The following is a 26,639-nucleotide window of genomic DNA, read 5'->3' on the forward strand; positions in this document are numbered from 1 at the left end:
TGAAAAACTTTAGAGATTTAGGAGGACACAAGTCCTCTGATGGAAGAATAATAAAAAAAGGTCTGTTCTTCAGATCAGCCCACATACAAGATTTAAACGAAGAAGATATAAATCTATTAAAACAACTAAAAATTAAACATATATTTGACTACAGAAGTGAAGAAGAAGCTAAACGCAATCCTTCAACAAACATAGAAAACATAACAAACATAAGAATACCAGCAATGCTAAAAGTACCAGGCGCAGACAGTGCCAGCTTTGGCTCAGTAGAAAACATGATACAAGAACTATTTGAAAAAAACATGGCATTCAACATGATGAAAGAAAGCTACTACAATTTGCCAATAAATAATCCATCCTACAAAAAACTAGTGGAACTTGTAAAAGACCCTAACATGTTACCAATACTAAGCCATTGCACAGCAGGTAAAGACAGAACAGGGGTAGGGTGTTCAATAATACTTATGATACTAGGTGTATCGAGAGAAGACATCATAAAAGAATACTTAAAAAGCAACGAATATGCTAAAATAGCAATAGAAGAATTCATAAATGTAAAACCTGAACTAAAAGGAGTACCTACAGAGAAATTAGCTTACATATTTGGTGTCAACGAAGATTACATCAATGAAGCATATAAAAAGATTGATGAAATGTATGAAACCATAGAAGACTACCTTTATGGAGAGTATAGCTTAACACAAGAAGATTTAATTAAACTAAGAGATATGTATTTAGAATAATAGAATTGTTAAAATTATGTTAACTTGAAAAAAACTATTGCACAAAAAAAGATCGATACTTATAATGATAATATAAATAGAATAAATTCCCACGAAGGGGAGTAGCTTTCACACATGTGATAATTAGTCGTCATTTCGGATATTATATCCCGGCTAATTAGCGAGTAGAGACTTGTTAGCAAGACCTTCAGAGCAGATATTAATCTGCTTTGAGGGTCTTATTTTATTTCAATAAAAAACGTGTATGATGTATGCAGGTTATTTCAAATTTGGGGGTAAAATTATGTATTATAAAAGAGAGTTAAATGAAACCTTAAAAATGCTAAATAGTAGCATAAAAGGTCTATCTGCAGAAGAAGCTGAAGAGAGATTAGCTAAAAATGGTTACAATGAACTAAAAGAAAAGGAAAAAACACCAACTTGGAAACTTTTCTTAGAAAGTTTTAAAGATCCGCTAGTAATAATTCTTTTAGTAGCAGCTCTTGTACAAATATTTTTAGGTGAAGTAGTGGAATCAAGTATAATATTCGCAGTATTAGTTTTAAACTCGGTACTAGGTGTGGTTCAAACTAAAAAAGCTGAAGGTTCACTAGCAAGTTTAAAGAAATTATCAGTACCAAATGCGAAGGTACTAAGGGATGATGTGAAAATTACTTTACCATCTAGAGAATTGGTAGCAGGTGATATAGTAATGTTAGAAGCTGGAGATTATGTTCCAGCAGATGGTAGAATAATTGAATCACAAACTTTAAAAGTGGTAGAAGGTATGCTTACTGGAGAAAGTGAGCCAGTATTAAAACATGAAAAAGCTATTGATGAGGAATGTGCATTAGGTGACCAAAAAAACATGGTATTCAGTGGTTCTATGATAGTTTACGGTAGAGCAACATATGTTGTAACTGGAGCTGGTATGGAAACAGAAGTTGGTAAAATAGCAAACTTATTAGATAATGCTGAAAACAAGCAAACTCCACTTCAAATAAAATTAGATGAATTTGGTAAAAAATTAGGTGTAGGAATAGTTTTATTAGCAGTTGCAATATTTGGTATTCAAGTTGTAAGAGGTGCTGACATTATTAATTCATTCATGTTTGCAATAGCAATAGCAGTTGCTGCTATACCAGAAGCTCTATCTTCAATAGTTACAATAGTTTTAGCAGTTGGAACAAACACAATGGCTAAGAAACAAGCTGTAGTAAGAAAATTACCTGCTGTTGAAACATTAGGTGCTACAAGTGTTATATGTACAGATAAAACTGGTACACTTACTCAAAATAAAATGACTGTAGTAGATTTCTATATGTATGGAGTACAAAAACTAAAACTTACAGATAATACAGATTCTCAAGAGGTAGCACTAACATTAGCATCAACACTTTGTAATGATTCAGATATAACTGCTGAAGGTGTAGAAATAGGTGATCCAACTGAAGTAGCTTTAATAAACTATGCTGAAAGTAATAATTTAAGTTATAAAAAATTAAGAGAAAAATATAATAGACTTAGTGAATTACCATTTGATAGTGATAGAAAATTAATGTCTACTGTTAATAAAATAGATGATAATGTAATAATGTTCACAAAGGGAGCTCCAGATGTTATATTTAACAGATGTAAATATGCATTAAACAATGGAGAGCTAGTTCCAATGAACGATGAAATATTAAATGAATACAAAAAAACAAATGAAGAATTCTCAACCAATGCACTAAGGGTTCTTGCTTTTGCAACTAAAAAAATAGATGATGAAAACTTTGTTCCAGCAATTGAAGATGAAGTAGAATTAACTTTAGTTGGATTAATGGCAATGATAGATCCTCCTAGAAAAGAAGTTTATGAAGCTGTAGAAAATGCTAAAAAATCTGGAATAAAAACAGTAATGATAACAGGTGACCATAAAACTACTGCTAAAGCAATAGCTAAAGATATAGGTATACTAGTAGATGGAGACTTAGCTCTTACAGGTCAAGAATTAGACCTTTTAACTGATGAAGAATTAAATAAAGATTTAGAAAAAATATCAGTTTACGCTAGAGTATCTCCAGAAAATAAAATAAGAATAGTAAAAGCTTGGCAAGACAAAGGTAAAGTATGTGCAATGACAGGGGATGGAGTAAATGATGCTCCTGCATTAAAACAAGCAAATATAGGTATAGGAATGGGAAGTGGTACAGAAGTTGCAAAAGATGCTTCTGCAATGGTATTACTTGATGACAACTTTGCTACAATAGTAAAAGCTGTAGAAGTAGGTAGAACAGTATATAGCAATATTAAAAAATCTATAACTTATTTATTTTCAGGAAACTTAGGTGGAATAATAGCTATACTATTTGCAGTATTTGCTGATTGGGCTAACCCATTCACAACATTACAATTATTATTTATAAACTTAGTAACCGATTCATTACCAGCAATAGCATTAGGACTTGAAAAGCCAGAGAAAAATGTTATGAGTTTACCTCCTAGAAATCCAAATGAAAAGATACTAGAAGGTGAAATGTTAAAAGCAGTTATAGTAAGAGGTAGCATAATAGGTATAGTAACAATAATTGCTCAATATATAGGAATGAAACATTCTCCAGAATTAGGAACAGCAATGGCATTCTCAACACTTACTTTATCTAGAATAGTTCAAACATTTGCAGCTAGATCAAATACAGAAACAATATTTACCTTAGGGTTTACAAGTAACAAATACGCTCTAGGTGCAGTGGTTGTATGTTTAGGAATGTTTAGTTTAACATTAATACCATTTATGAGAACTGTATTTGAAATACCTCAAACATATCAATTAATAAATTTAGCAATATGTTTTGGTTTATCAGTAATAGCAGCATTATGTATGGAAGTTAGTAAGTTAATAAAAAGATAATTATAAGAATAAATAAATTATCTAATTAATTTTAAATAAATAACTTTTTAAGAGACCTACTCCTAATATATAGGGGTTAGGTCTTTTAGCATTTATAGAATATATGCATTTAATATATTATGTAACAAATTGACAAAATTTGTGATTTGCTTATAAGTAGACAGAAATAATAAAAACCTGTAAAATATTTTATTAAGAAGAAATTTAATATGATATAAAGTAAAATTTGCAAAGGGAGACTAGCTAGTATGGGAGACTTTGACTTGATTGATATATATAAATCATTCTTAGAAAATATGCCTTGGCCTGTTTGGATTGAGGACACAGAATCTAGAGTGATTTTTTTAAATAAAAGTTACGAAGAAGTATATAACATTAAGCATGAAGATGTTGTTGGCATGACAAACTATGAAGCTTTTGGGGAAGAAAAAGCTATTTATTATAATCAAAATTTTAAGTTATGTATGGAAAGTGGAGAAGTTGTTGTTTCTGAGGGTGTTATTAATGGAGAGTTAATAGAAGGTTATATCTTTCCTATCTATAATAATGATAAAAAAATACATGCTATTGGAGGAATTTCAGTAAATTCAAATCATAGGAAAGAAAGAGAAATAGAAAAACAGAAAAATATTTTAAGAACTATAATTGATGCAGTTCCAGAAACGATATTTTATAAAGATAAAGAAGGAAAATTTATTGGATATAATAAAAATTTTGAAGAGTTTTACAAGAAAAGAGGAATAACTCAAATTGTAGGTAAAACTGATTTGGAAATTTATAATGATAAAACAGTTGCTAAACACTTTATTGAACAAGATCAAGAAATTTTAAAAAATAGAGAAGTTAAGTATTTTGAATATACTATAAAAGATGAAAAGGGCAATAAGAAAGTTGAGGAGAACGTAAAAATACCAGTTATTGATGATAGTGGAAAAGCGTGGGGAATCGTAGGTTTATCTAGAGATATTACAGAAAGAAAGCATTTAGAAGAAAGACTTAGGTACTTGAGTCAAACAGATATCCTGACTGGATTGTATAACAGATATAGTTTTGAAGAAAAAATAGAAGAGTTGAATAAAGAACAGTTTTTACCACTTGGAATTATTATGGGAGATGTAAATGGATTAAAAATAGTAAATGATACACTGGGTCATCTAGAAGGTGATAGAATGCTAGTAGACATCTCTAATATTATAAAAGATATTTGTAGTAAGGATAGTTATGCTTTTAGATGGGGTGGAGATGAATTTATAATTTTAGTTCCAAATAGTGATGAGAAAAAGTGTGAAGAAATAATTGAAAATATAATAAGCAAATGTCAAGATTCAGAACAAAAATTTATACAACTTAGTATTGCTTTAGGACAAGTTGTAAAATACAACTTAAAAAAAGACGTTTATGATTGTATAAAAAAAGTAGAAGAAAAAGTATATCGTCAAAAACTATTAGAAAAGAAAAGTATAAAAAGTTCTATATTAGAATCTCTTAAAAAGACTCTAGAAGAAAAAAATATGGAAACGCAGGCTCATACTGAAAGAGTAGTGAAATATTCTTTAGCTTTAGGGAAAATATTAGGATTTAAAATAGATGAACTAGATGAATTACTTTTAGTTGCAAAACTTCATGATATAGGTAAAATAGGAATAAATGAAGAGATATTATTAAAGCCAAGCAAGTTAACAAAAGAAGAATTTGAAATAATGAAAATGCATACAGAAAAAGGATATCGTATTATTAATGCATCTAGTGAACTTCATAACGTAGCTAAGTGTGTTTTAACTCATCATGAAAGATGGGATGGTACAGGATATCCATTAGGTCTAAAGGGTGAAGAGATACCTATAATATCTAGAATAATAAATTTAGTAGATTCCTACGATGTAATGACTAATAATATAATATACAAAAAAGCTCTTGATAAAAAAGATGCAATTAAAGAGTTAGAAAAATGCTCTGGAACACAATTTGACCCTCGACTTGTAAAGTATTTTGTGGAATACTTAAAAAATTACATCACATAGAAATGATATTGTATAGAAAAGATGCTTAAAAAAGGGCATCTTTTTTTTATGCAATATATTTTGTGAGTAAAAAAAATAAATTAACATTAAATTAACATAGGCTAATTTTCATTAGAAAATTTACAAATACTAAACTTAAAGTATTGTATTAGGAAAGTAAGAAAAAATAGAAAGTTTAGTATAAATATACTTTTACATAAAAAATATTAAACTAAAGCTATTGGAAAAACTTGGATTATGGTTATAAAAAATGAAAATGTTAAAAATTATATAATTGAATTAGTTTATAAATACTAAACTTTATTAAAATTAATACAAACTTCAAAAAATAAACAAAAGGCATAATTACTGGAAAGACTAGGATTTGAAGATATTAAAACAAACAAAAAAACTGTTGCAAAAATAGAAGGTTGTGAATATAATAAAAAATGTAAGTTTAATAAAAATAAACTTTAAAAATAGGTATAGTTAATTTGAAGGCGTATGAAAGGAGGATGTAAATGAATTTTATTGATAAAAAAGAAGCTTCTTTGATTAGTAAATCAAAATGCTATTCCCAAGAAGAAGTTTATTTATTAGATGGGTTAAAAAAATACTCCCTAAAAGAAATAGCTTGTTTTGATGTTCCAGGGCATGTAAAAGAACAAGGTGTTGATATTTTAAATAAGTATTTTGGAGAGCAGGTTATGAAAATGGATATAAACTCTTCTCCATTGATGGACAATATAGCTACCCCTAATGGAATAATAAAAAAATCTCAGGAATTATTAGCTAATGCTTATAATGCAGATGATGCATTTTTTATAACGAATGGAACTACTGGAGCTATACATGCAATGATTTTAAGTACTATCAATCCAGGGGATAAAGTAATATTGCCAAGAAATATTCATAAATCTGTAATAAATGCACTTATACTCTCAGGAGGAGAACCTATATTTGTTCAACCGGAGTTTAATGGAGATTTGGGTATAAGCTTAAATATAAGTATTGAAAGTATTAAATCTAAACTAGAAGAAGTTAATGATGCAAAAGCTGTTTTTATATTAAATCCCACTTATTATGGTGCATGTACAGATTTAAAAAAGATAGTGGAGTTATGTCATGAAAAGGGAGTTTTAGTGTTAGTAGATGAAGCCCATGGTGCTCATTTTCCTTTTAATAAAGATTTACCACCATCAAGTATGGTAGTTGGAGCTGATATGTCAGCAATAAGTATTCATAAAACAGGTGGTGCTTTGACGCAATCATCAGCTATATTAGTAAATAAAACTAATATAGATACAAATAAAGTATTGCAATCAATAAATATGCTTCAATCAACTTCAGCATCATACCTACTAATGGCTAGCATAGATGGTGCTAGGTATAATTTGATAAAAAATGGAGAAGAACAATTGTCAAAAGCTTTAGACTTAGCACGTTATGCAAGGTTAAAGTTAAATCAAATATCAGGAATAAACGTATTCTGCGACAAGACCTTAATAAATGATGGAGTAACTTTTATTGATAACACTAAGTTATGTATAAATGTTAAAGATTTAAATATAACAGGACATCAAGTTTATGATTTATTATATCAAGAGTATGGTGTTCAAGCGGAGTTAGGGGATTTATACAATGTATTAGCACTTATTTCTATAGGAACTACTAAGCAGGATATAGATAAGTTAATAAATGCAATTATAAAAATTTCTAAAAATTATAGAAATAAAGATAATTTTAAACAAATAGAAATAAAGCAAATAATACCGAATAGAGTGATTACTCCAAGAGAAGCTTTTTATTCTCAAAAAGAGAGCATTAAGATAGATAATTGTATAAATCGAATTTGTGCAGAATCTATAATGGCTTATCCTCCAGGTATACCAATTATATCACCGGGAGAAGTAATAAGCCTAGAAATAATAGAATATTTAAAATTATTAAAAGAAAACAATGCACACCTCACAGACATGAAAGATAAGACCTTAAAAACTATCTTTGTAATTAAGGAAAAATAAAAATAGGAGATGGTAAATATGAAATTTGAAACATTAGGAAGACACATATTAGTAGAATATTATAATTGCGACGAAGAGATTCTTAGAGATCCAAAGCTTATAGAAGAATATATGAACGATTCAGCGTTAAATGCAAAGGCTACAATAGTAGATTCTGTTTTTCATCACTTTAACCCATGGGGTGTATCAGGAGCTGTAATAATAGCAGAATCACACTTAACAATACACACTTGGCCGGAATATGGATATGTAGCAGCAGACTTTTTTACTTGTGGAGATATAGATCCTTGGAAGAGTTTTGAGCTACTAGAAGAATTGTTAAAAGCAGAAAGAAGTGAATCAACAGAAATACCTAGAGGATTAACAACTAAAATACAAAAATTTTCAAAAAAAGACTTAGGAGAAATTACTCATAAGCCACTAGAGCATGAAACTCAAGCTAAAGCTATATAAATAAAAATCCTAAGTAAAATAAAAATAAAAAATAAATTCGAACTTTAATTATAACATAAATATAAAAAAATACAAATTAGCAACTGGCTAATATACAAATAGATATACAAAATCAAATTAAATTAAATGGGAGGAAGATTATGGAGCTTTGGTATACAGAGGAGTGGACTAATAATGTACGTTTTTCAATAAAAGTAGATAAGCATTTATTTAGTGGAGAATCAGAATTTCAAAGAGTAGATGTTTTTGATAGTAAAGAATTTGGAAAAATTTTAACCTTAGATGGATTAATGATGGTAAATTATAAGGATGAATTTATCTATCATGATATGATAGTGCACGTACCTATGGCAACTAATATGAAAATAAAAAATGTTTTAGTTATAGGTGGTGGTGATGGAGGCACAGTTAGAGAGCTTACTAGATACCCGAATATAGAAAATATAGATATGGTTGAAATTGATAAAATGGTTGTAGATGTATCTAGAGAGCATATAGAAATATGTGCTTCTAAACTAGATGATCCAAGGGTTAACCTATACTTTGAGGATGGAGTAGCCTTTGTAAAAAATACTAAGGATAAAGTTTATGATTTAATAATAGTTGATTCAACCGATCCAATAGGTCCTGGAGAAGGGTTGTTTTCAATAGACTTTTACAAGGATTGCTATAGAGTATTAAGTGACGAAGGAATACTTGTGAATCAAAATGAAAGCCCGTATTTTGATTTTAATGCTAAAGAAATGAAAAGAGCTAATGAAAAAATAACTAACTTATTTCCAGTAGCTAACGTTTATCAAGCTCATATACCAACTTATCCATCGGGTCATTGGTTATTTGGATTTGCATCTAAAAAATTTGATCCAATAAAGGATCAAAACAGAAAAAAATGGGAAAGTCTAAATTTGGAAACTAAATATTATAATAGTGATATACATGTTGGAGCATTTATGTTGCCTCAATATGTAAAGGATATGCTAAATGAAAAATAATAAATTCTATCAGATAAATAATTTTATGGGAATGAACGCAAAGTATGAAGAAGCGAATGTAGTAGTATTTGGAGTTGGATTTGATGGAACGACTTCGAATAGGCCAGGAACTAGATTTGCAAGTAGTTCTATGAGACCCGAATTTTATGGGCTTGAAACTTATAGCCCTCTTTTAAAATTAGATTTAGAAGATTATAAAATTTGTGATATTGGAGACTTAGAACTAAGTATTGGAGATACGGACAAAGTTCTTAATGAAATATATGAAGGAACAAAAGAAATAGTAAAGGATAATAAAATACCTCTTATGATAGGTGGTGAACATTTAGTTACGCTGCCTTCATTTAAGGCGGTACAAGAAAAATATCAAGATATACATGTACTTCATTTTGATGCGCATACGGATTTAAGAGAAGAGTATAATAATAATAAAAATTCTCATGCAACAGTAATTAAAAGAATATGGGATATAGTTGGAGATAATAGAATTTTTCAATTTGGAATTAGGTCAGGAACTAAAGAAGAATTTGATTTTGCGCTAGAAAATAATCATACATATATGGAAGTAGAAAGTATAAATACTTTTGAAGAAATAGTAAAAAAATTAAAAAATAAAAATATTTATTTAACTATAGATTTAGATATTCTTGACCCTTCTATTTTCTCTGGAACAGGAACACCAGAGCCTGGAGGCGTTACATATAAAGAATTCCAAAATATATTCACCATATTAAAAAAATATAATATAAAGATAGTAGGCTGTGATATGGTAGAGCTTAGCCCTGATTACGATAATACTAATGTATCAACAATCACAGCGTGCAAAATATTAAGGGAGTTAACACTTGTCTTAAGTAATAATTACAAGGAATAATCAAGGAGGATGTAAAATGGCAAAACACTTATTTACTTCAGAATCAGTTACAGAAGGTCATCCAGATAAAATCTGTGACCAAATATCAGATGCAATATTAGATGCATTATTAGAAAAGGATCCTTTATCAAGAGTAGCATGTGAAACAACTGTTACTACAGGATTAGTGCTTGTAGCAGGAGAAATAAGTACTAATACTTATGTAGATATACCAAAATTAGTAAGAAAGACTGTAAAAGAGATAGGTTATGATAGAGCGAAATATGGATTTGATAGTGAAACATGTGCAGTTATAACTTCTATTGACGAGCAATCAGGAGATATAGCTATGGGAGTTAATGAAGCTCTAGAAAATAGAAGTGGTGAACAAACTGAGGATGATATAGAAAAAGTAGGAGCAGGTGACCAAGGTATAATGTTTGGTTTTGCTTGTAATGAAACGGAAGAATTAATGCCTTTACCTATATCTTTAGCGCATAAATTAGCTAGAAGGTTAACTGAAGTTAGAAAAAATAAAACCTTAGAGTACTTAAGACCTGATGGAAAGACTCAAGTTACAGTTGAGTACGATGGTAGTAAAGTAGTTAGAGTTCATACTATACTTATATCAACTCAACATGGAGAAGATGTTGATAACAATACGATAAGAAAAGATTTAATAGAACATGTAATAAAAGCAGTAATACCAGCGGAGTTGCTTGATCAAGAAACTATAATCTATATAAATCCAACAGGAAGATTTGTTATAGGAGGACCTCAAGGGGATACTGGACTTACAGGAAGAAAAATAATAATAGATACTTATGGAGGCTATTCTAGACACGGTGGAGGTGCATTCTCAGGGAAAGACCCTACTAAGGTTGATAGATCAGCAGCATACGCTGCAAGATATGTAGCTAAGAATATAGTTGCTGCAGGCCTTGCAGATAAATGTGAAATAGAATTAGCCTATGCCATAGGTGTAGCTAAACCTCTATCTATATTTGTAGATACTTTTGGAACTGGAAAAGTATCAGAAGAGGTTTTAGTGGAATTAATAAATAAATACTTTGATTTAAGACCGGGTGCAATAATAAGAGACTTAGACTTAAGAAGACCTATATATAAGCAAGTAGCAGCATATGGGCACCTAGGTAGAACTGATATAGATTTACCATGGGAAAAAACCGACAAAGCTGAAATATTAAGAAAAGAAGCTTTAGGAGAATAAGATATAAAATAAAATGCGCATGGAATGATGCGCATTTTTAATATTATAAAATTTAGTTTCCCAAAAACTGTTGCAGATATTTGTCCATAGAATCACAAACTTTTTTACTATCAACAACTGCTTCTATGACAGTTCTTGCACCGTTTGTTACGTCACCACAGGCAAATACACCATCTCGAGTAGTTTGTCCAAATTCGTTAGTTATAAGAAGGCCTCCTTGCTTAACATCAAGGCCTTTATTGTTTATAACAATAGTATTTCTAGGTACCTGACTTATTGCAATTAAAACTGTATCACAAGGATAGAATTTTTTACTATCTTCAACTGGAACTAAAGATGAACTGCCATCTAAATTTTCAATTTTTTTAGTGTCTTCAAATATAATTCCGCCATCAACAACTTCTACAGGTGATTTAAAAGTTTCAAAATGAACACCTTCATCTTGAGCTTCACTAATCTCATGCTTAGTAGCTGTCATATCACAAACATCACGCCTATAATAAATAGAAACATTTTTACTACCATAGTATTTAGCACTTCTAGCAGCATCCATTGCAACATTTCCAGCACCAATTACAATTACATTATCTCCAAGATCATAACTGTTAGGCGTTCTTAAGTAATCTATAGCATAGTGAACGTGGCCGAAGGTTTCGCCTTTAATGTTAAGCCTCTTTGGATTCCAAACTCCAGTACCTATAAAAATAGCTTTATAGCCATCTTCAAAAAGCTTATTTAGAGTTACTACAGGACCAATCATTGAGTTTATTTTTATGCTAACTCCTACAGCTTTTAAATATTTTTCTAAGAGTTCTATATTAGATTTAGGAAGCCTAAAATCTGGTATACCATAAGTTAATATACCACCTATTTTTTCATTTTTTTCAAAAATAGTTACGTCATAACCACGACGACAGAGCTCTAAAGCTACAGTAATTCCAGCAGGACCAGAACCAACTATAGCCACTTTTATTCCGTTACTTTTAATCTTTTTTGTACTTACAGATTCTAAGTATTTTCTAGAAATTTCATACTCTATTTTATTGAAGGATACAGGCTCACCTTTTAATCCTTTTATACAATTTCCACTGCATTGATTTTCATGAGGACATACTATTGAGCATATTACAGATAGAGGATTATTTTCAAAAAGTATTTTGCCAGCTTCTTCTATTTTATTTTCCTTATATAATTTTATTATTTCAGGTATAGGTGTATCTATAGGACAATTATTTTGACACCTAGGTTTCTTACAAAGAATACAATTATTAGCTTCTATTAAATTATTAAGCATTAATACACCACCCTACGACAATTTAATACGATTTCACATATATTTTTTATATTATATCAGAAAAAAAATATTTGTAATACAAATATTATTTATGAGAAGGAGCATTTTTATAACAAGTATAAATTTGTATAAATATATTGTAAGAGTACAATATATTTCGAATTAAGCAATAAGAAAGTTTATTAGTTTACTAATATGATATATTTTAGTAATATATTAGATGGCCTAAATAGTTATGGTTAGAAATATTAATTAATTTTGGGAGGAAGACATAATTGATAAAAAAGTTTTTTAGTCGACTTAAAAAAAGTACTGAATTAAAGATAGACGAGGGGGACAACAATACAGATATTTCAGTACAGGAAAATAATGAAATCGAATTAAATGAGAGTATAGAGGTTATAGAAAAAGAAGAAATAGTCAAAATTGAGGAAGAAATAGTTAAAAAAGATGAAAATAAAAGTGATGATATAGAAAGAGTAAAAGAGATTGAAGATGAAAATGAAGAAACTGAAATCTGTGAAGAGGATAGTGAGGAAGAGGATATTCAACAAGAAAAACAGATAGATGAGGAATTTATATTAAATGCAAAAATAAAAAGAGGTAAGAATATAAAGGTAATTGATATATATACATATGAAGAACAAGTTTTTAAAACACATAAAGAATGCAGCAGAAAATTAAAAATAGCAGAGGATTACATAATAGAAAATTTAAAGTTTGGTTACACAGATTACTTAGGAGAATCCATAACATATTTAAGTAAAGAACTACAGGTTAATGATAATTCTAACTACTTAGAAAGTAATAAATCTCCACTTGAAAAATTTAATTATTTACATGATAAAATATTTACAGCAAAAATATCACAAAACAAAAGAGAAGATATTTTATCTAATGAGAAAATAGAGCCGATAAAAATGCATTATAAATTTGAAAGCATAGATTACGAATATAATGAGTATTTTGAAAAATATAAGTCTATAATCAAAAGAGGCGGCAAGAAAAAAATAGAGTTAGTTGATAAAAATGGAGAAGTTATAGAGATATTTAAATCACTAGATGAATGTGCCACATATTTAAATAAAGATAAGCAAGAAATTTCAGATATGTTAAAGTACAAAGAAACAAAAGTGGGAAGACGTGAAATAAGATATAGTCTAAGAAATATTTAACTTCATAATAAATTCACAAGAGTTTCATTTTATATTCACACAATTAAATCTATTATAAGATAAAATAGAATCAGAGTAAAATTTTAGGAGGACCACATGTCAGAAGAAAAAAATAAAAATAATATTGAAGAAGAAACTATACAGGAGAAAAAAACTGTACCCGAAGAAAACAATATAAATACTATACTTGGAGAAGAAACTGATAGTATAACTAATAATGAAGAAGCAAAAGAATTAAAAGATATTGAAGGTAATAAGAATATAAGTAAAAAGAATAAGAATATAAAAGCAATAGTAATAACCGCTGTAGTAGGAATTGTATGCTTAGGAGTAGGATTTACAACAGGAAAAGAAGCTGGAAGAAAGTTACCAGCAACATGGCAAAACTATAGCAATAATAAAGTAGTAGCTACAGTAGGAGATACACAAATAACAGAAAAAGATCTTTCATATAGAATGGAACCACTATTCTATATAAAATCAAAAGAAAAATTAACGAAGGATGAAATAAAAGCATATGAGTCTAGTATGATAGACTATATAACTACAACTGAAGTTTTATACTTAGAAGGTAGGGCAGAAGATATAAAAGTAAGTGAAGATGATGTAACATCAGAATATAGCACTATGATAGCTAGCTTAACACAAAATTATGGAATGACAGAAGAGGACTTAATAAATAAATTTAATATACCTAAAGACACCATAAGAAAGAACTTAGAAAAAGAATTAATAGCTACTAAATATTTAGGAGAAGCATCAGATGTAAGTGATAAAGAAGCAGAAAATTATTACAATAAAAATAAAGAAGAATTCTTAAAGGTTAAGGCATCACACATACTTATCAAGAATACTGACGATGAAGGAAAAGCAGTTAGTGATGAGCAAAAGAAAAAGAATAAAGAAAAAGCTGAAGAAATATTAAAACAAGCAAAAGAAGGTGTTGATTTTGCTACGTTAGCAAAAGAATATTCAGATGACAGTAGTGCACAAAATGGCGGAGATTTAGGATTATTCTCTAAAGGTCAAATGGTACAAGCTTTTGAAGATGCGGCATTTGGATTAAAAGTTGGAGATATCACAGACAAATTAGTAGAAACTGAGTATGGATATCATATAATTAAGAAAACTGATGAAACCTATGATGAATTAGATGATGTAAAAGAAGAGTTAAAATATAATTTATCATATCAAAAACAAAGTAATATAATTGAAGACTTAACAGAAAAATACAATGTAACAGTTAAATAAAAAACTTAATATAGCTATTAAACTTGTATCTAAATTAAAAATAGACCTCCTTTTATATATAAAAATGCATATATAAAAGGAGGTTTTTTATGTTATGATTATTTTAAGAAGGGGTGTGTAAAATGATAAAAAGGAAAGATGATTTACTAACTGTAGAAAAAGAAAAATTAAGAAATGGAAAAGGTGTTGTAAAGCTTCAACATATAATTCAAGGAGATGAGTTAAAAGATAAAGGGACACTATTTGCAAGAATTATAATACCTGTAGGAAATTCTATAGGAATGCATGATCATACAGATGATTTTGAAGTATATTACATACTAAAAGGAAAAGGAAAAGTATTTGATAATGGACAACTTGTAGAGGTTACTGAAGGTGATGTTGTTTATACAGCAGATGGAAAAGAACATTATATAGAAAATATAGGCGATGAAGATTTAGAATTTTTAGCAACAGTAATAAGAGCATAAAGATTAATAGGAATATATAAAGATTAATAAATAATAGCTCTGGGAAAACCCAGAGCCTGGCTAAGTAATAGCTAGATATAAATCTAAAGAAATTATAAAATAATAATTTACATATTGAATAATAGAAACTAAAATTGGAAAAAATGCAAAAATAAGTTAATATGTTTATTTTTAAATAAAGGCAATTTCAGACTGCGATTTACAAATTTAGAGCAAAAAAAAATATTAAATAAAATATTAAATTACATACTATAGTTCTTTAAATAAAGTATAAAAAATTAATAAATTTAGAGGATAATTATACAAAGATAATGAATTAATATAAATACTATTAGGGATTATTTAATAGATAGGTACTAATAGTTTAAAAGGGAGTGGTTATATGAGGTTTTTTCAAGATAACAGCTATAGAAAAAAAATTGCTATAGTAATATCTATACCTATACTGCTTGTTGCTCAGTACTACCTTTTTAAATTTGGTATTCTAAAGCCTATGGTTAAAGGAGTAGAAATTCAGATGGTAGATGGGGACTATATAAAAGACTTAGATAAATTTGTAATAAAATTAAATGATACAATAATCCTGTCTAGCGGAGAATATGTTACAATACCAACTTATTCAAAAAAACCAAAAATATGGTTTAAGGAATTAGATGACAATGGAATTCTAAAAATAGAAGGCGATAAGGTTATAGCTTTAAAGGAGGGAACTTCATCTGTTGGTATTATGAAAAATACAAGAGTTTTGAAAAAAGTAAATATAAAAGTAGTACAGCCTAGGGTAAAGTCATTAGCTGTAAATGTAAGCAGAGATATAAAGTATGTTGGAGATACAGCAAGAGTTGAAGCTACAGTAGAAGTTGATTATGACAGATTTAAGGAAAAAGAGCCTATTGTATATATAAGTAGCAACGAAGAGATCCTAAAAGTTGAAAATAATGTAATTAAAGCAGTAGGAGTAGGAAAAGCTACCATACATGCAAAATCAGGAGATAAAGAACAACTAGTAGTGAGTAGTACAATACAAACTAAAATATCAAGAATAGACATAGCTTCAGTTATAGAAGTTGGAGTAGATAAAAGTAAAAAATTACAACCTACAATTATAACATCTCCAAAAGGTCTAAAACCAGGAAATATAAAGTATGAATTAGCAAGCCGAAAACTTCCAATAGAAAGATGTATAAGATTAGATAAAGATGGGAATATATTCGGTTTAAAAGAAGGAGAAGAAAAAGTTAAAATTAGTTGTGGTAATAAATCTAAAATCATAACAATAAAAGTTATAAAAGAACCTATAACAAACAATAAAATAGAAAATCTAGTAGTTGATTATGAGGTAGTAAATAACAAAATATTAATTAAACTTTCATGGGATTATATAAAAGGTGTTTATGATTATGAAATATATCTAAAAAATAATTCTGAAGAAAATTTAGATTTCAAATTGTTTAAAAATATAAAAATAAAAGAAGAAGATGTTTTAGACAATATAGTTAGTGCTACTGTTGAACTAGATTTAATCAATGGAGACATACCAAGTGTGAGTCTGTATGTAGTAGGAAAAACACCAACAGGAAATACAGGACAAAGTACGATTGTAAATATAAAGCCTGAAAAACAGGACATAGAAAATCAAAAGGTAGAAAATTTATATAGTGAGATTAATGATGATTCTATTAAATTAAAATGGAATGCTATAAATATACCTAATGTAACTTATAGTATATATATAAAAGATAATATTAAGGAAGATAGTGGATTTATTCTATATCAAAATGCAGTAGAAGGAAATGAACTTACAATACCTACCAATGAAGAAGATGTAAACTTTGATGTATATGTAGTAGCAAATCAAAATAACATCTATTCTAAACCTAGTAATATAATAAATGTAAAAAGATAAACTAAACCTCTAAAATAGATTGGTAAAAGAACCAATCTATTTTAGAGGCTATATAATGCAAATTTTAAGATGGAGGGCAATTTTATATGGACAAATATAAACAATTATTGTTTGAGAGTCCTCGTCCTTTTATTATAGCGAGCATAATAGATGATGAGCTACAAATAAAAGAAACAAATATAGACAATAGTAAAAGCTCAAATATTAAAATTACAGATATAAAAAATAACGACGGAATAAAAAAAATAGTAAAATACGCTATAAACGGGGAATCAAATAATATAAATACAAATAATTTATACAATAAATACAAATTAGAAAGTACTAAAATAAAAGAGGATGAAGTTATAGTATGGTTTGATATAGAAGAAAATATATCAGATTTATCAAAAATTAATTTTTTAGCAAATTTAACTCATGAATTTAAGACACCTCTTAATCTAATCTTTAGTTCAATACAACTTCTAAATCAAAAAATAGAAAAAAACATAGAAATTTCCTTAGAAGATATAAAAAAATATCTAAATATAATAAATCAGAATGGATACAGAATATTAAAATTAGTAAATAATATATCAGATGATAATAAAATAGAGTTAGGCTATAGCTCTTACAATCCGACAAATAGCAATATAATTTATTTCATAGAGGATATATGTGAATCAATAGAATCATTTATTAAATTAAATAATATGAGTTTAGTTTTTGATACGGATGTAGAAGAACTTATAATTTCTTTTGATATGGAAAAAATGGAAAGAATAATACTGAATCTAATATCTAATGCGGTTAAATTTAGAAAAAAGGAAAATGGTAAAATTATAATAGCTATTTCTCACGGAGATGAATACGTTAACGTTAAGGTTAAAGATGATGGAATTGGAATGTCAAAAGAAAATATAGAAAAAATATTTGATAAATATGTAAGGTTAAATGATGAAAGAAGTATAGTAAAAGAGGGAAGTGGAATAGGTCTAGCTTTAGTAGAAGCTTTAGTAGAACAACATAATGGTAACATATATGTAGATAGTTGCATAGGTGAGTGGACAGAGTTTAATATAAAGATCCCTAATAAAATAATTGAAGAAGACAATAAAAGAAAACTATGGAATCAAGAAGTAGAAAGAGTTGAAAAAATAAAAATAGAGTTTTCTGATATATATGGCTAAAGTTTATATGAATAATTTAGCATATAAAATAATATGATTTTATATACTTTACTATTTTATATCAAGGGGAGATTAAATTGAGAAGGAGATATGATCAAATTACAGAAGTATCAAAGGCTTTAGCTGAAGACGCTTTTAAATCATACACAGGGAAGAAAGATTACAGAAGAGCAATAGAAATTTATACTATGCTAGCAACATTTACATGTATTCCGCAAGATATATCAAATTTCTCAAAAAATATGTTAGCAAAACTCAACAAAAAAATAGACGAAAACACTTAAATTAAGGACTCACATATTGAAATATGTGAGTTTTTGAAGTTTTATAGAGATTTAAGTAATATAGAAGATATTGTGTGAAAAAAATTTTTATGTTAAAATATTTAAAAAGTAAAAAAATTATTACAATTTAAATTTAATGTTTTTTAAAATTAAATTATATAGGATAGGGTGTAATTATTAAGTTAAATTATACCGGAGAGGGGGTAAATATCAAGAAAATTTAATCTTGATAGAAAACTTATGAAGGAATCAACTAAAATTTCTATAGAAAGAGCCCAAGAATTAAAATCGAGAATACAAGACTATACAGATATAAAAAATACAATACCTAAAGGTATTGAAAAAGAAGAAGAAATAAAATTAAGAAAACAAAAAATACTAGGGATATTAGGTGGCACAGAAGACGATTGGAATAACTATAAATGGCAGTTATCAAATAGAGTGACAGATATAGATGTTTTATCTAAAATATTAAAGTTAACTAATAAAGAAATAGAACAAATAAGAAAAGTACAAAATCAATTCAGATGGGCAATATCACCATATTATCTAAGTTTAATAGATCCAGAAGATATATATGATCCAATAAAATTAATGTCTATACCATCTTACATAGAGTTAGAAGATACAGAGGAAAACTTAGATCCTATGGGAGAAGAATTCACAAATCCAGCAGGAAGCATTACTAGAAGATATCCAGATAGATTAATAATAAATGTAACAAATGAATGTGCAATGTATTGTAGACATTGTCAAAGAAGAAGAAATATAGGTCTAGAGGATTGTCATACATCAAAAAGCATGATACAAGAGTCTATAGATTATATTAGAGCTAATGAAGAAATAAGAGATGTACTGATAACAGGAGGAGACCCACTTACATTAAAAGATGATATGTTAGAGTGGATAATAAGTGAAATAAGAAAAATACCTCATGTAGACTATATAAGATTAGGAACTAGAACTTTAGTTACTATGCCTCAAAGAATAACTGATGAGTTTTGCAATATGATAAAAAAATATCATCCAATATATATAAATACTCACTTTAATCATCCAATGGAAATAACTAAAGAAACTAAAGAAGCTTGTGAAAAACTAGCTAATAATGGAGTTCCATTAGGGAATCAAGCAGTACTTTTAAATGGAGTAAATAATGACAAATATGTAATGAGATGTTTAAATCATGAATTATTAAAAATAAGAGTTAGACCATATTATATATTCCATAGTAAACATGTAAAAGGAACTAAGCATTTCAATACATCTGTAGATGATGGATTAGAAATAATGGAATACTTAAGAGGTTATACATCAGGAATGGCAATACCAACTTATATAATAAATGCTCCAAAAGGAAAAGGTAAGACACCTCTTTTACCACAATATTTAATATCTCAAGGAAAAGATTATATAATGATAAGAACTTGGGAAGGTGAAGTTGTAAAAGTTGAAGATACACCTGCAATAAATATAAAAGAGATGATAAAAAATACTATCTAAATAGAATTAAATCGTAGAATTTTAATAATATAGAGTATAAAATAAAAAGAGTGGATATCCACTCTTTTTATTTTATACTCTATATTATTTTATATCATTATATTTGTATTCTATAAACTTAGCTGAATATATTTTTATAACACCCATTATAGGTACAGATAATATCATACCAGGTATTCCAAAAAAACCTCCACCAATAGTTACAGCTAGTATTGTTAAAAAAGGACTAAGACCTAATTGGCCTCCTACAATTTTAGGCTCTATAACTGCCATTTCTATTTGCTGAACCAACATTAAGTAGAGTAATGAGAAGACAGCTATTGTAGGATTATAAAATAAATTTACTATAAATACAGGAGCCATTCCAATAACAGGACCAAAGTAAGGTATTAGATTCATAAATCCTATCAACATACCGAATAATAGAGCATATTGAGAACCTATAAAATAAAGGCCTGTAGCTGATAGTACTCCTACAATAAAAGAGTCTAAAATTTTTCCAGAAAAATATTTTCCAATATTAGTATTTAAAACCCCGCCAACTTCTATAGTGAAGTCTCCATATTTTTTACCTAGTATTATATAGATTAATTTTTTGCAAAAATGTAAAAAGCTTTCTTTTTCGAGCAGTATATAGAAGCAAATTATAAAAGCTAGTACAAATTGCACAATAAATTTCCCAACTGAAAATGTTGTAGAAAATATTTGACCCAAATAACCAGCAAATAGAGTACTAAGTTTTGGAATTGAACCCATAACTTTATCTCCAATGTCTTTTAAGGTTTGAGGATCAATATTTTGTAAGCTTTGTACCGTTTCAATTAAAAATGATTGTGTTTTTTCTGCATAAATAGGAACTTGATTTACTATATCAATAAGACTGTTTACTATGACTGGAGCAGTAAAAAGAACAAATGATACTATTAAAACTAATAAAATACTGTAAGTAAAAAGTAATGCAAATATACGCTTGAATTTCAAATTATATTCTAAAAAATGTACAATTGGATTAAAAATGTAAGCTAATATAAAAGCTATAACAAATGGAGTTAGCAATGATAAAAGCAAGCTAAAAACATCAAAGAAGTATTTGTAGTTATCAATGAATTTTATTAAAACGTAAGATATAACTACTGTAAATATAATATTTATAAAAAATTTCTTATCCTTCAAAAAAACACATCCTTTTTTATTAATTCGTATAATTTATAGAATTATGCTTAAATTATAATTTTTGTTATAAATAAAGTTTTTGTCGCAAATTTTGACTATTGTATTATTATACTATTAAATTTAATGAATATCACTATTTAATATAAAAAAAGCAAAACCAGCATATATATTAAATGTAAAGTTTTTTAGGAGGTGATTATTATAGATTATGAGGTAATAGTAAAATATAATGGAGATATTTTAAAATTAGAAAAAGAATTAGGTGTGTATGTAGAAATTTTAGCGCCAACATATGCAATAATAATTTCTGAAAATCAAGAAAACTTAGAAAAATTAGTGCTTTATCCAGAAATAGAATATGTGGAAAAACCTTTTATACTACAATCTCAAGATAGTCAAAGTTTTTCGAGTACAGGAATAACAAATTTTAAAAATAAGACTGGTTTAACTGGAAAAGGAACTATTATTGGAATAATTGATTCGGGAATTGACTACAATTTACCAATATTTAAAGATAAGAGTGGAAAGTCAAAAATACTTTATTATTGGGACCAATCTGTAAATGGTAATCCTCCAGAAGGATTTAAAGGAGGGAGCTTATATACTAACAATGATATAAATAAAGCGATAGAAGGGAGTAAATTCATTCCAGTATCTCCTACAAGCGCACATGGAACACATGTAGCAGGTATAGCAAGTGGAATTGCTATAGATGCTAATTTAATAGTAGTAAGGGTTGGTAGTAGGCAGACTGATATATTTTCTAAAAGTACAGAATTTATGAGAGCTATAAAATTTATACTAGATAAGTCATTAGAATTAAAGATGCCAGTTGCTATAAATTTAAGCTATGGAAGTAATGAAGGATCTCATAGAGGAGAATCTTTATTCGAACAATATATTGATGATATGTGTTTGTTTTGGAAAAATAATATAGTAGTTGCATCGGGAAACAATGCTGACAAAGGTGGACATAAAGCAATTACATTAGAAAACAAAAATCTTAAAGAAGTGGAACTTGTAATAGGAGAAAGTGAAAGAATACTAAATATAAATATATGGCCTAATTTTGCAGATGATTTTAAGGTATATTTAGTAAGCCCATCAAATGAAAAAACCAAACCTATATCAGCTGAGTCACCTCAAGTTAAAAATAAAATAAGCTCAACTGAGATAACTGGATATTTTTACCCAATAGCACCCTATTCATTAACTAGAAGAGTTACAATACAGCTAAAAGCAACTAGACAAATAAGTGCAGGTATATGGAAGCTAGTATTTGAGCCTGTATCAATTGTAGATGGAAGTATAAATATATATTTACCAACGTCTGAAGGTTTGAGCAGAGACACTAGGTTTTTACAACCGACAACAGAATTAACGGTAACCGTTCCAGGGACTGCAAGAAGGGTAATAACAGTTGGTAGCTATAATTCAAGGACTGATATTATATCCATATTTTCAGGAAAAGGAGATATAAACCAAGGTGTAATTAAACCTGATTTACTAGCACCTGGAGAAGACATAGTATCTATTTTGCCGGGAGGAAATGTAGGAGCACTTACTGGAACTAGTATGGCTGCACCACATGTTACAGGAGTGTGTAGTTTGTTTATGGAGTGGGGAATAGTAAGAGGAAATGACTTATTTTTGTATTCACAAAAACTAAGGTCACTGCTATTAAGAAATGCTAAAAGAAAAGCAAATATAAAATATCCAAATAATTCATCAGGTTATGGAAACTTAAATTTATCAAATATAGATTTACAAGATGAATCAAATAATAATCAAGAACTGGAATTTTCCTATAGAAAGAAAAAACATTTATTAAGAAATATATATAGAGATTCTGAGATTATAAAAGGTATAAATATAGTTCATGATTCTAATTTTGAAAAAGAATTAAATGAAAAAAAGATAAATTATAATAATATTAAAATTAGTGATGATTTAGATGTACTATTATTAGATGAAAATAATTACAAAGATATTGTGAAAATATTAAGCTTAAATTCTATAATACGAATAGAAAATACATTAAGAATGGCATCTCTAGGAGAAGTTAGCCAAGGAACTAGTAATGGGGTAGTAGCAAATGAAGAAATAGGAGTAAATTATTTTAAAAATAACCCTAATATATCTATTACAGGTAGGGGAGTTATTATAGCTGTAATTGATAGTGGAATAGATTACTTACACGAGGATTTTATATATGCAGATGGAACATCAAAAATATTATATTTATGGGACCAAACCAAAGAAGGTAAACCACCAAAAGGTTATTATATTGGAACGGAATATACTACAGAAAATATTAATGAAGCAATAGCAAAAAAAGATGCGTCTTTATCCGTTGATGAAGTTGGAAGCGGGACTATGTTAAGTGGTATATGTGCAGGTCTAGGCAACTTAAATAAAGAATATGCAGGGGTAGCAGAAGATGCAGAGTTAATAGTAGTAAAGCTGGCTAAAATTAATGGATATTATACTAATGCTATGGTAGCAGCTGCAACACAGTATGTTTATTCAAAATCTATAGAGTTGAACAAACCCATAGTTATAAATACTTCATTAGGAAGTAATAGCTTGGCGGGTTTAACAAATAGAGCAGTTACTGAAAGTACATACTTTGTGAGAGGGCTTTGTATAGTATGTGCAGCTGGAAATGAAGGAAATACTCAAACTCATACCTCTGGTAAAATACCATTAATTGGAGAATCAGAAGAGGTAGAGATAGAACTAGGTGAAGATGAAAGTGAGATAGAAATTCAAGTTTGGATTGACAGACCGTATAAAGTTGATATAAAGGTAATATCTCCTACAGGAGAAGAAAGTAAAGAAGCACCAGTATCAAATTATAGTCAAGTAACGGGAGAATTTGATTTAGAAGGAACTAAATACTCTATAAACTATGTATTTCCAACCACATTTTCAGGACAACAATTTGTAAGCGTAATATTGACAAATGCCAAAAAAGGAATTTGGAAAATAAAAATGAATGGAGAATATACTACAACGGGACAATTTCACATGTACTTGCCGAATAGAGTTTTTATTAAGAAAACTACAAAGTTTAGAGAAGTGGATCCATTCTATACTATAAATTTCCCTGCAGTTTATGAAGATGTTATAACTGTAGGAGCCTACAATATTGTTAACAATAGTGTATGGCCAACTTCATCCAGAGGCCCAAGTATTGAAGGTATGTTAAAGCCAGATTTAGTTGCACCGGGAGTTAATATAATAGCTCCTTACCCTGGAAATAAATATGGAACAATTACGGGTACATCAGTAGCTGGAGCTTATGTATCAGGAGCAGCAGCCATGTATTTGCAATTTACTTATGTTGACGGAAGATATAAAGATAAAGCATATATACAAATGTTAAAAACGTACTTAATTGCTGGAGCTAAAAAAAGTGATGATACAAATTACCCAAATGCAATTTCAGGGTATGGACTTTTGAATGTAAGGGGGATATTTGATCAATTAAAATAAGGAGGTGGTAATATAAAATCCTATTATATGATTTATCAAGGAGATATAGAGAATGCATTGAAAAAAAATAACATAGATAATTTTATGGTACTAAATGACCAACTTGTTGTAATATATGTTGAAGATGATTTTGATGAAGCTATACTAAGTAAAATAGATGAAATTGCTTGGTGGAATGAATCAACTCCTCTCAGTTCTTTAATTGAGATAACTAATAATTTAGAAAATGGAGAAAGTGCAATTATTGCTTCCGGTACAGATTATATATACAAAAATCCGTATACTAATATAAGTGGTAAGGGTGTAATTGTTGCAATAATGGATTCTGGAATTGACTATTTACATCCGGATTTTATAGATGAAAATAATAAAAGTAGAATAAAAAGTTTATGGGATCAGGAAAATAATAAATTTACTCCTCCAGATGGGTTTATTTTTGGAAGTGAATTTAAAAATGAAGATTTAAATAAAGCGATAAAAGAAAATGACTCAACTCTAAGTGTAGATAAAGTTGGAACAGGTACCTTAGCTGCTGGTATAGTAGGAGGTAATGGAAGAGTAAATCCATTATATAGAGGTGTAGCAACAGAGTGTGAACTAGTAGTAGTAAAATTAAGAGCATATGAAGGGACATATAAAAAAGGAAAAATAAACTATACCATGTCTGATTTTTTAGCAGCAATAAAATATGTAACGGATATATCCCAGAAAGAAAAAAAACCAATAATAATAAATTTGACAGTTGGAGCAATGTCAAGTGCTATATCAAGTGCAAATATTTTTGAAGTATTCAATGTCTTAAGATCAGCTGGAGTAATTATGGTAAGTGGAGTAGGAAATGAAGGAAATACTGATGTTCATTATCATGGCAAGTTCACCAACTTAAATGAATTTCAAGATATAATAATTCAAGTTGGTGAACAAGAAAATATTGATATAGTACTTAATGCAATTGGCCCGGATAAAATAAATGCAATGCTTATATCACCAGCTGGAGAGGTAAGTTATACAATTAAGTATTCACCAGAATATTTTGTACATAAGGGCAAATTTAATTTAGAAAATACTTTTTACTCTATGAGGTATATATACCCTTGGATAGCATCTGGGTCAGAAAAGATAGAAATTAAATTGAAAGACATAAAACCTGGTATATGGACATTGAGATTAATGCCAGAGTATATAGTAAGTGGAGAGTATGATGTATATCTGCCTAATAAAAATTTAATTTCAAAAGAAACTAGATTTTTAGATCCAGATTCTGTATCGACTACTACCATGCTTGGAGGAGGGAATAATATAATTACTGTAGGAGTATATAATGATAAGACCAATAGTATGTGGTTAGGGTCATCAAAAGGATCGATAATAGGTGGAGGGATAAAACCAGATATAGTAGCACCAGGAGTAGATATTATAAGTACTTATATAGGTGGGATTTATAATACAGGAACGGGTAGTGGTGTAAGTAGTTCTATAGTCAGTGGTATATCAGCACTATTAGTTGAATATTTATTATTAGAAAGTAGTTTACCTAAAACATCATTATTTACGGAAGTATTAAAAACCTACCTAATGTTAGGAGCAACTAAAAAACCAATTTATACGTATCCAAACATTTCTCAAGGATACGGAATATTGAACTTACAAAACACTATAGAAGAAATTGCTAATAATTTATAAATTTACTAAAAATTAAATTGAAAATTATGAATTTTAATAAATGTAAAAGTTAAAACTAATAAAAA

General features: G+C 28.5%; 19 protein-coding genes. 17 read left to right on the top strand and 2 right to left on the bottom strand.

Going from position 1 to position 26,639, the window contains the following annotated elements:
* The 8 genes from ACRC03_RS13475 to metK all read left to right on the top strand — a co-directional run.
* Positions 1-743: tyrosine-protein phosphatase (locus ACRC03_RS13475; RefSeq protein ID WP_438653099.1), on the top strand; the 743-nt coding region annotated here is incomplete at its 5' end.
* 283 nt (positions 744-1,026) lie between these two features.
* The gene (locus ACRC03_RS13480) at positions 1,027-3,615 is read left to right on the top strand and encodes a cation-translocating P-type ATPase (RefSeq protein WP_438653100.1); all 2,589 of its coding nucleotides are present in this window, start codon (positions 1,027-1,029) and stop codon (positions 3,613-3,615) included.
* A gap of 248 nt (positions 3,616-3,863) precedes the next feature.
* Positions 3,864-5,636: an HD domain-containing phosphohydrolase gene (locus tag ACRC03_RS13485; protein ID WP_438653101.1), complete on the top strand. Its 1,773-nt coding sequence runs from the start codon at positions 3,864-3,866 to the stop codon at positions 5,634-5,636.
* Between the two features lie 500 nt (positions 5,637-6,136).
* Positions 6,137-7,639: an aminotransferase class I/II-fold pyridoxal phosphate-dependent enzyme gene (locus ACRC03_RS13490; RefSeq protein ID WP_438653102.1), complete on the top strand. Its 1,503-nt coding sequence runs from the start codon at positions 6,137-6,139 to the stop codon at positions 7,637-7,639.
* 18 nt (positions 7,640-7,657) lie between these two features.
* A complete protein-coding gene (gene speD / locus ACRC03_RS13495) occupies positions 7,658-8,092 on the top strand; it encodes an adenosylmethionine decarboxylase (RefSeq protein WP_438653103.1) in 435 nt (144 codons plus the stop codon).
* 140 nt (positions 8,093-8,232) lie between these two features.
* Positions 8,233-9,084: a polyamine aminopropyltransferase gene (gene speE, locus ACRC03_RS13500; protein ID WP_438653104.1), complete on the top strand. Its 852-nt coding sequence runs from the start codon at positions 8,233-8,235 to the stop codon at positions 9,082-9,084.
* The gene (speB, locus tag ACRC03_RS13505) at positions 9,074-9,958 is read left to right on the top strand and encodes an agmatinase (RefSeq protein WP_438653105.1); all 885 of its coding nucleotides are present in this window, start codon (positions 9,074-9,076) and stop codon (positions 9,956-9,958) included. Before speE ends, speB begins: the two co-directional genes overlap by 11 nt.
* A 16-nt stretch (positions 9,959-9,974) precedes the next feature.
* Positions 9,975-11,168: a methionine adenosyltransferase gene (gene metK, locus ACRC03_RS13510; RefSeq protein ID WP_438653106.1), complete on the top strand. Its 1,194-nt coding sequence runs from the start codon at positions 9,975-9,977 to the stop codon at positions 11,166-11,168.
* Positions 11,169-11,220: 52 nt separating this feature from the next.
* Here the strand turns inward: metK and ACRC03_RS13515 are convergent, their stop codons facing one another.
* Complete coding sequence (locus tag ACRC03_RS13515; protein WP_438653107.1) at positions 11,221-12,462, bottom strand: NAD(P)-dependent oxidoreductase; 1,242 nt, start codon at positions 12,460-12,462, stop codon at positions 11,221-11,223.
* Between the two features lie 275 nt (positions 12,463-12,737).
* Here ACRC03_RS13515 and ACRC03_RS13520 point away from each other — a divergent pair, with 275 nt between their 5' ends.
* The 7 genes from ACRC03_RS13520 to eam all read left to right on the top strand — a co-directional run bounded on the left by ACRC03_RS13520 (position 12,738) and on the right by eam (position 20,220).
* Positions 12,738-13,637 (top strand): hypothetical protein, encoded by a 900-nt coding sequence (locus tag ACRC03_RS13520; protein WP_438653108.1) that lies wholly within the window; start codon positions 12,738-12,740, stop codon positions 13,635-13,637.
* Between the two features lie 96 nt (positions 13,638-13,733).
* Positions 13,734-14,888: a peptidylprolyl isomerase gene (locus ACRC03_RS13525; protein ID WP_438653109.1), complete on the top strand. Its 1,155-nt coding sequence runs from the start codon at positions 13,734-13,736 to the stop codon at positions 14,886-14,888.
* Between the two features lie 122 nt (positions 14,889-15,010).
* A complete protein-coding gene (locus tag ACRC03_RS13530; protein ID WP_438653110.1) occupies positions 15,011-15,358 on the top strand; it encodes a cupin domain-containing protein in 348 nt (115 codons plus the stop codon).
* A gap of 382 nt (positions 15,359-15,740) precedes the next feature.
* On the top strand, positions 15,741-17,264 hold the full coding sequence (locus ACRC03_RS13535; protein ID WP_438653111.1) for a hypothetical protein: 1,524 nt from the start codon (positions 15,741-15,743) through the stop codon (positions 17,262-17,264).
* 86 nt (positions 17,265-17,350) lie between these two features.
* Entirely contained in the window at positions 17,351-18,433 is a 1,083-nt protein-coding gene (locus tag ACRC03_RS13540) for a sensor histidine kinase (protein ID WP_438653112.1), read from the top strand.
* Between the two features lie 77 nt (positions 18,434-18,510).
* Entirely contained in the window at positions 18,511-18,717 is a 207-nt protein-coding gene (locus tag ACRC03_RS13545) for a hypothetical protein (protein ID WP_438653113.1), read from the top strand.
* A gap of 240 nt (positions 18,718-18,957) precedes the next feature.
* A complete protein-coding gene (gene eam / locus ACRC03_RS13550; protein WP_438653114.1) occupies positions 18,958-20,220 on the top strand; it encodes a glutamate 2,3-aminomutase in 1,263 nt (420 codons plus the stop codon).
* Between the two features lie 84 nt (positions 20,221-20,304).
* Here the strand turns inward: eam and ACRC03_RS13555 are convergent, their stop codons facing one another.
* Positions 20,305-21,393 carry an AI-2E family transporter gene (locus ACRC03_RS13555; RefSeq protein WP_438653115.1) on the bottom strand — a complete coding sequence of 363 codons (1,089 nt, stop codon included), beginning with the start codon at positions 21,391-21,393 and terminating at the stop codon, positions 20,305-20,307.
* Between the two features lie 192 nt (positions 21,394-21,585).
* Here ACRC03_RS13555 and cspBA point away from each other — a divergent pair, with 192 nt between their 5' ends.
* Both cspBA and cspC read left to right on the top strand, forming a co-directional pair.
* Positions 21,586-24,891, top strand: coding sequence for a bifunctional germination protease/germinant receptor pseudoprotease CspBA (gene cspBA, locus ACRC03_RS13560; RefSeq protein WP_438653116.1), 3,306 nt, complete (start codon positions 21,586-21,588; stop codon positions 24,889-24,891).
* Positions 24,892-24,918: 27 nt separating this feature from the next.
* Complete coding sequence (gene cspC, locus ACRC03_RS13565) at positions 24,919-26,574, top strand: bile acid germinant receptor pseudoprotease CspC (protein WP_438653117.1); 1,656 nt, start codon at positions 24,919-24,921, stop codon at positions 26,572-26,574.
* Positions 26,575-26,639: the final 65 nt, after the last annotated feature.

Source organism: Romboutsia sp., assembly GCF_051659545.1.
In the GTDB taxonomy this organism is placed as follows: Bacteria; Bacillota; Clostridia; order Peptostreptococcales; family Peptostreptococcaceae; genus JBOFOR01.

Bases quoted from the DNA above. Each gene is read 5' to 3' on its own strand.
- ACRC03_RS13480 (WP_438653100.1), top strand. From the start codon at position 1,027: ATGTATTATAAAAGAGAGTTAAATGAAACCTTAAAAATGCTAAATAGT.
- ACRC03_RS13485 (WP_438653101.1), top strand. From the start codon at position 3,864: ATGGGAGACTTTGACTTGATTGATATATATAAATCATTCTTAGAAAAT.
- ACRC03_RS13490 (WP_438653102.1), top strand. From the start codon at position 6,137: ATGAATTTTATTGATAAAAAAGAAGCTTCTTTGATTAGTAAATCAAAA.
- speD (WP_438653103.1), top strand. From the start codon at position 7,658: ATGAAATTTGAAACATTAGGAAGACACATATTAGTAGAATATTATAAT.
- speE (WP_438653104.1), top strand. From the start codon at position 8,233: ATGGAGCTTTGGTATACAGAGGAGTGGACTAATAATGTACGTTTTTCA.
- speB (WP_438653105.1), top strand. From the start codon at position 9,074: ATGAAAAATAATAAATTCTATCAGATAAATAATTTTATGGGAATGAAC.
- metK (WP_438653106.1), top strand. From the start codon at position 9,975: ATGGCAAAACACTTATTTACTTCAGAATCAGTTACAGAAGGTCATCCA.
- ACRC03_RS13515 (WP_438653107.1), bottom strand. From the start codon at position 12,462: ATGCTTAATAATTTAATAGAAGCTAATAATTGTATTCTTTGTAAGAAA.
- ACRC03_RS13525 (WP_438653109.1), top strand. From the start codon at position 13,734: ATGTCAGAAGAAAAAAATAAAAATAATATTGAAGAAGAAACTATACAG.
- ACRC03_RS13530 (WP_438653110.1), top strand. From the start codon at position 15,011: ATGATAAAAAGGAAAGATGATTTACTAACTGTAGAAAAAGAAAAATTA.
- ACRC03_RS13535 (WP_438653111.1), top strand. From the start codon at position 15,741: ATGAGGTTTTTTCAAGATAACAGCTATAGAAAAAAAATTGCTATAGTA.
- ACRC03_RS13540 (WP_438653112.1), top strand. From the start codon at position 17,351: ATGGACAAATATAAACAATTATTGTTTGAGAGTCCTCGTCCTTTTATT.
- eam (WP_438653114.1), top strand. From the start codon at position 18,958: ATGAAGGAATCAACTAAAATTTCTATAGAAAGAGCCCAAGAATTAAAA.
- cspC (WP_438653117.1), top strand. From the start codon at position 24,919: ATGATTTATCAAGGAGATATAGAGAATGCATTGAAAAAAAATAACATA.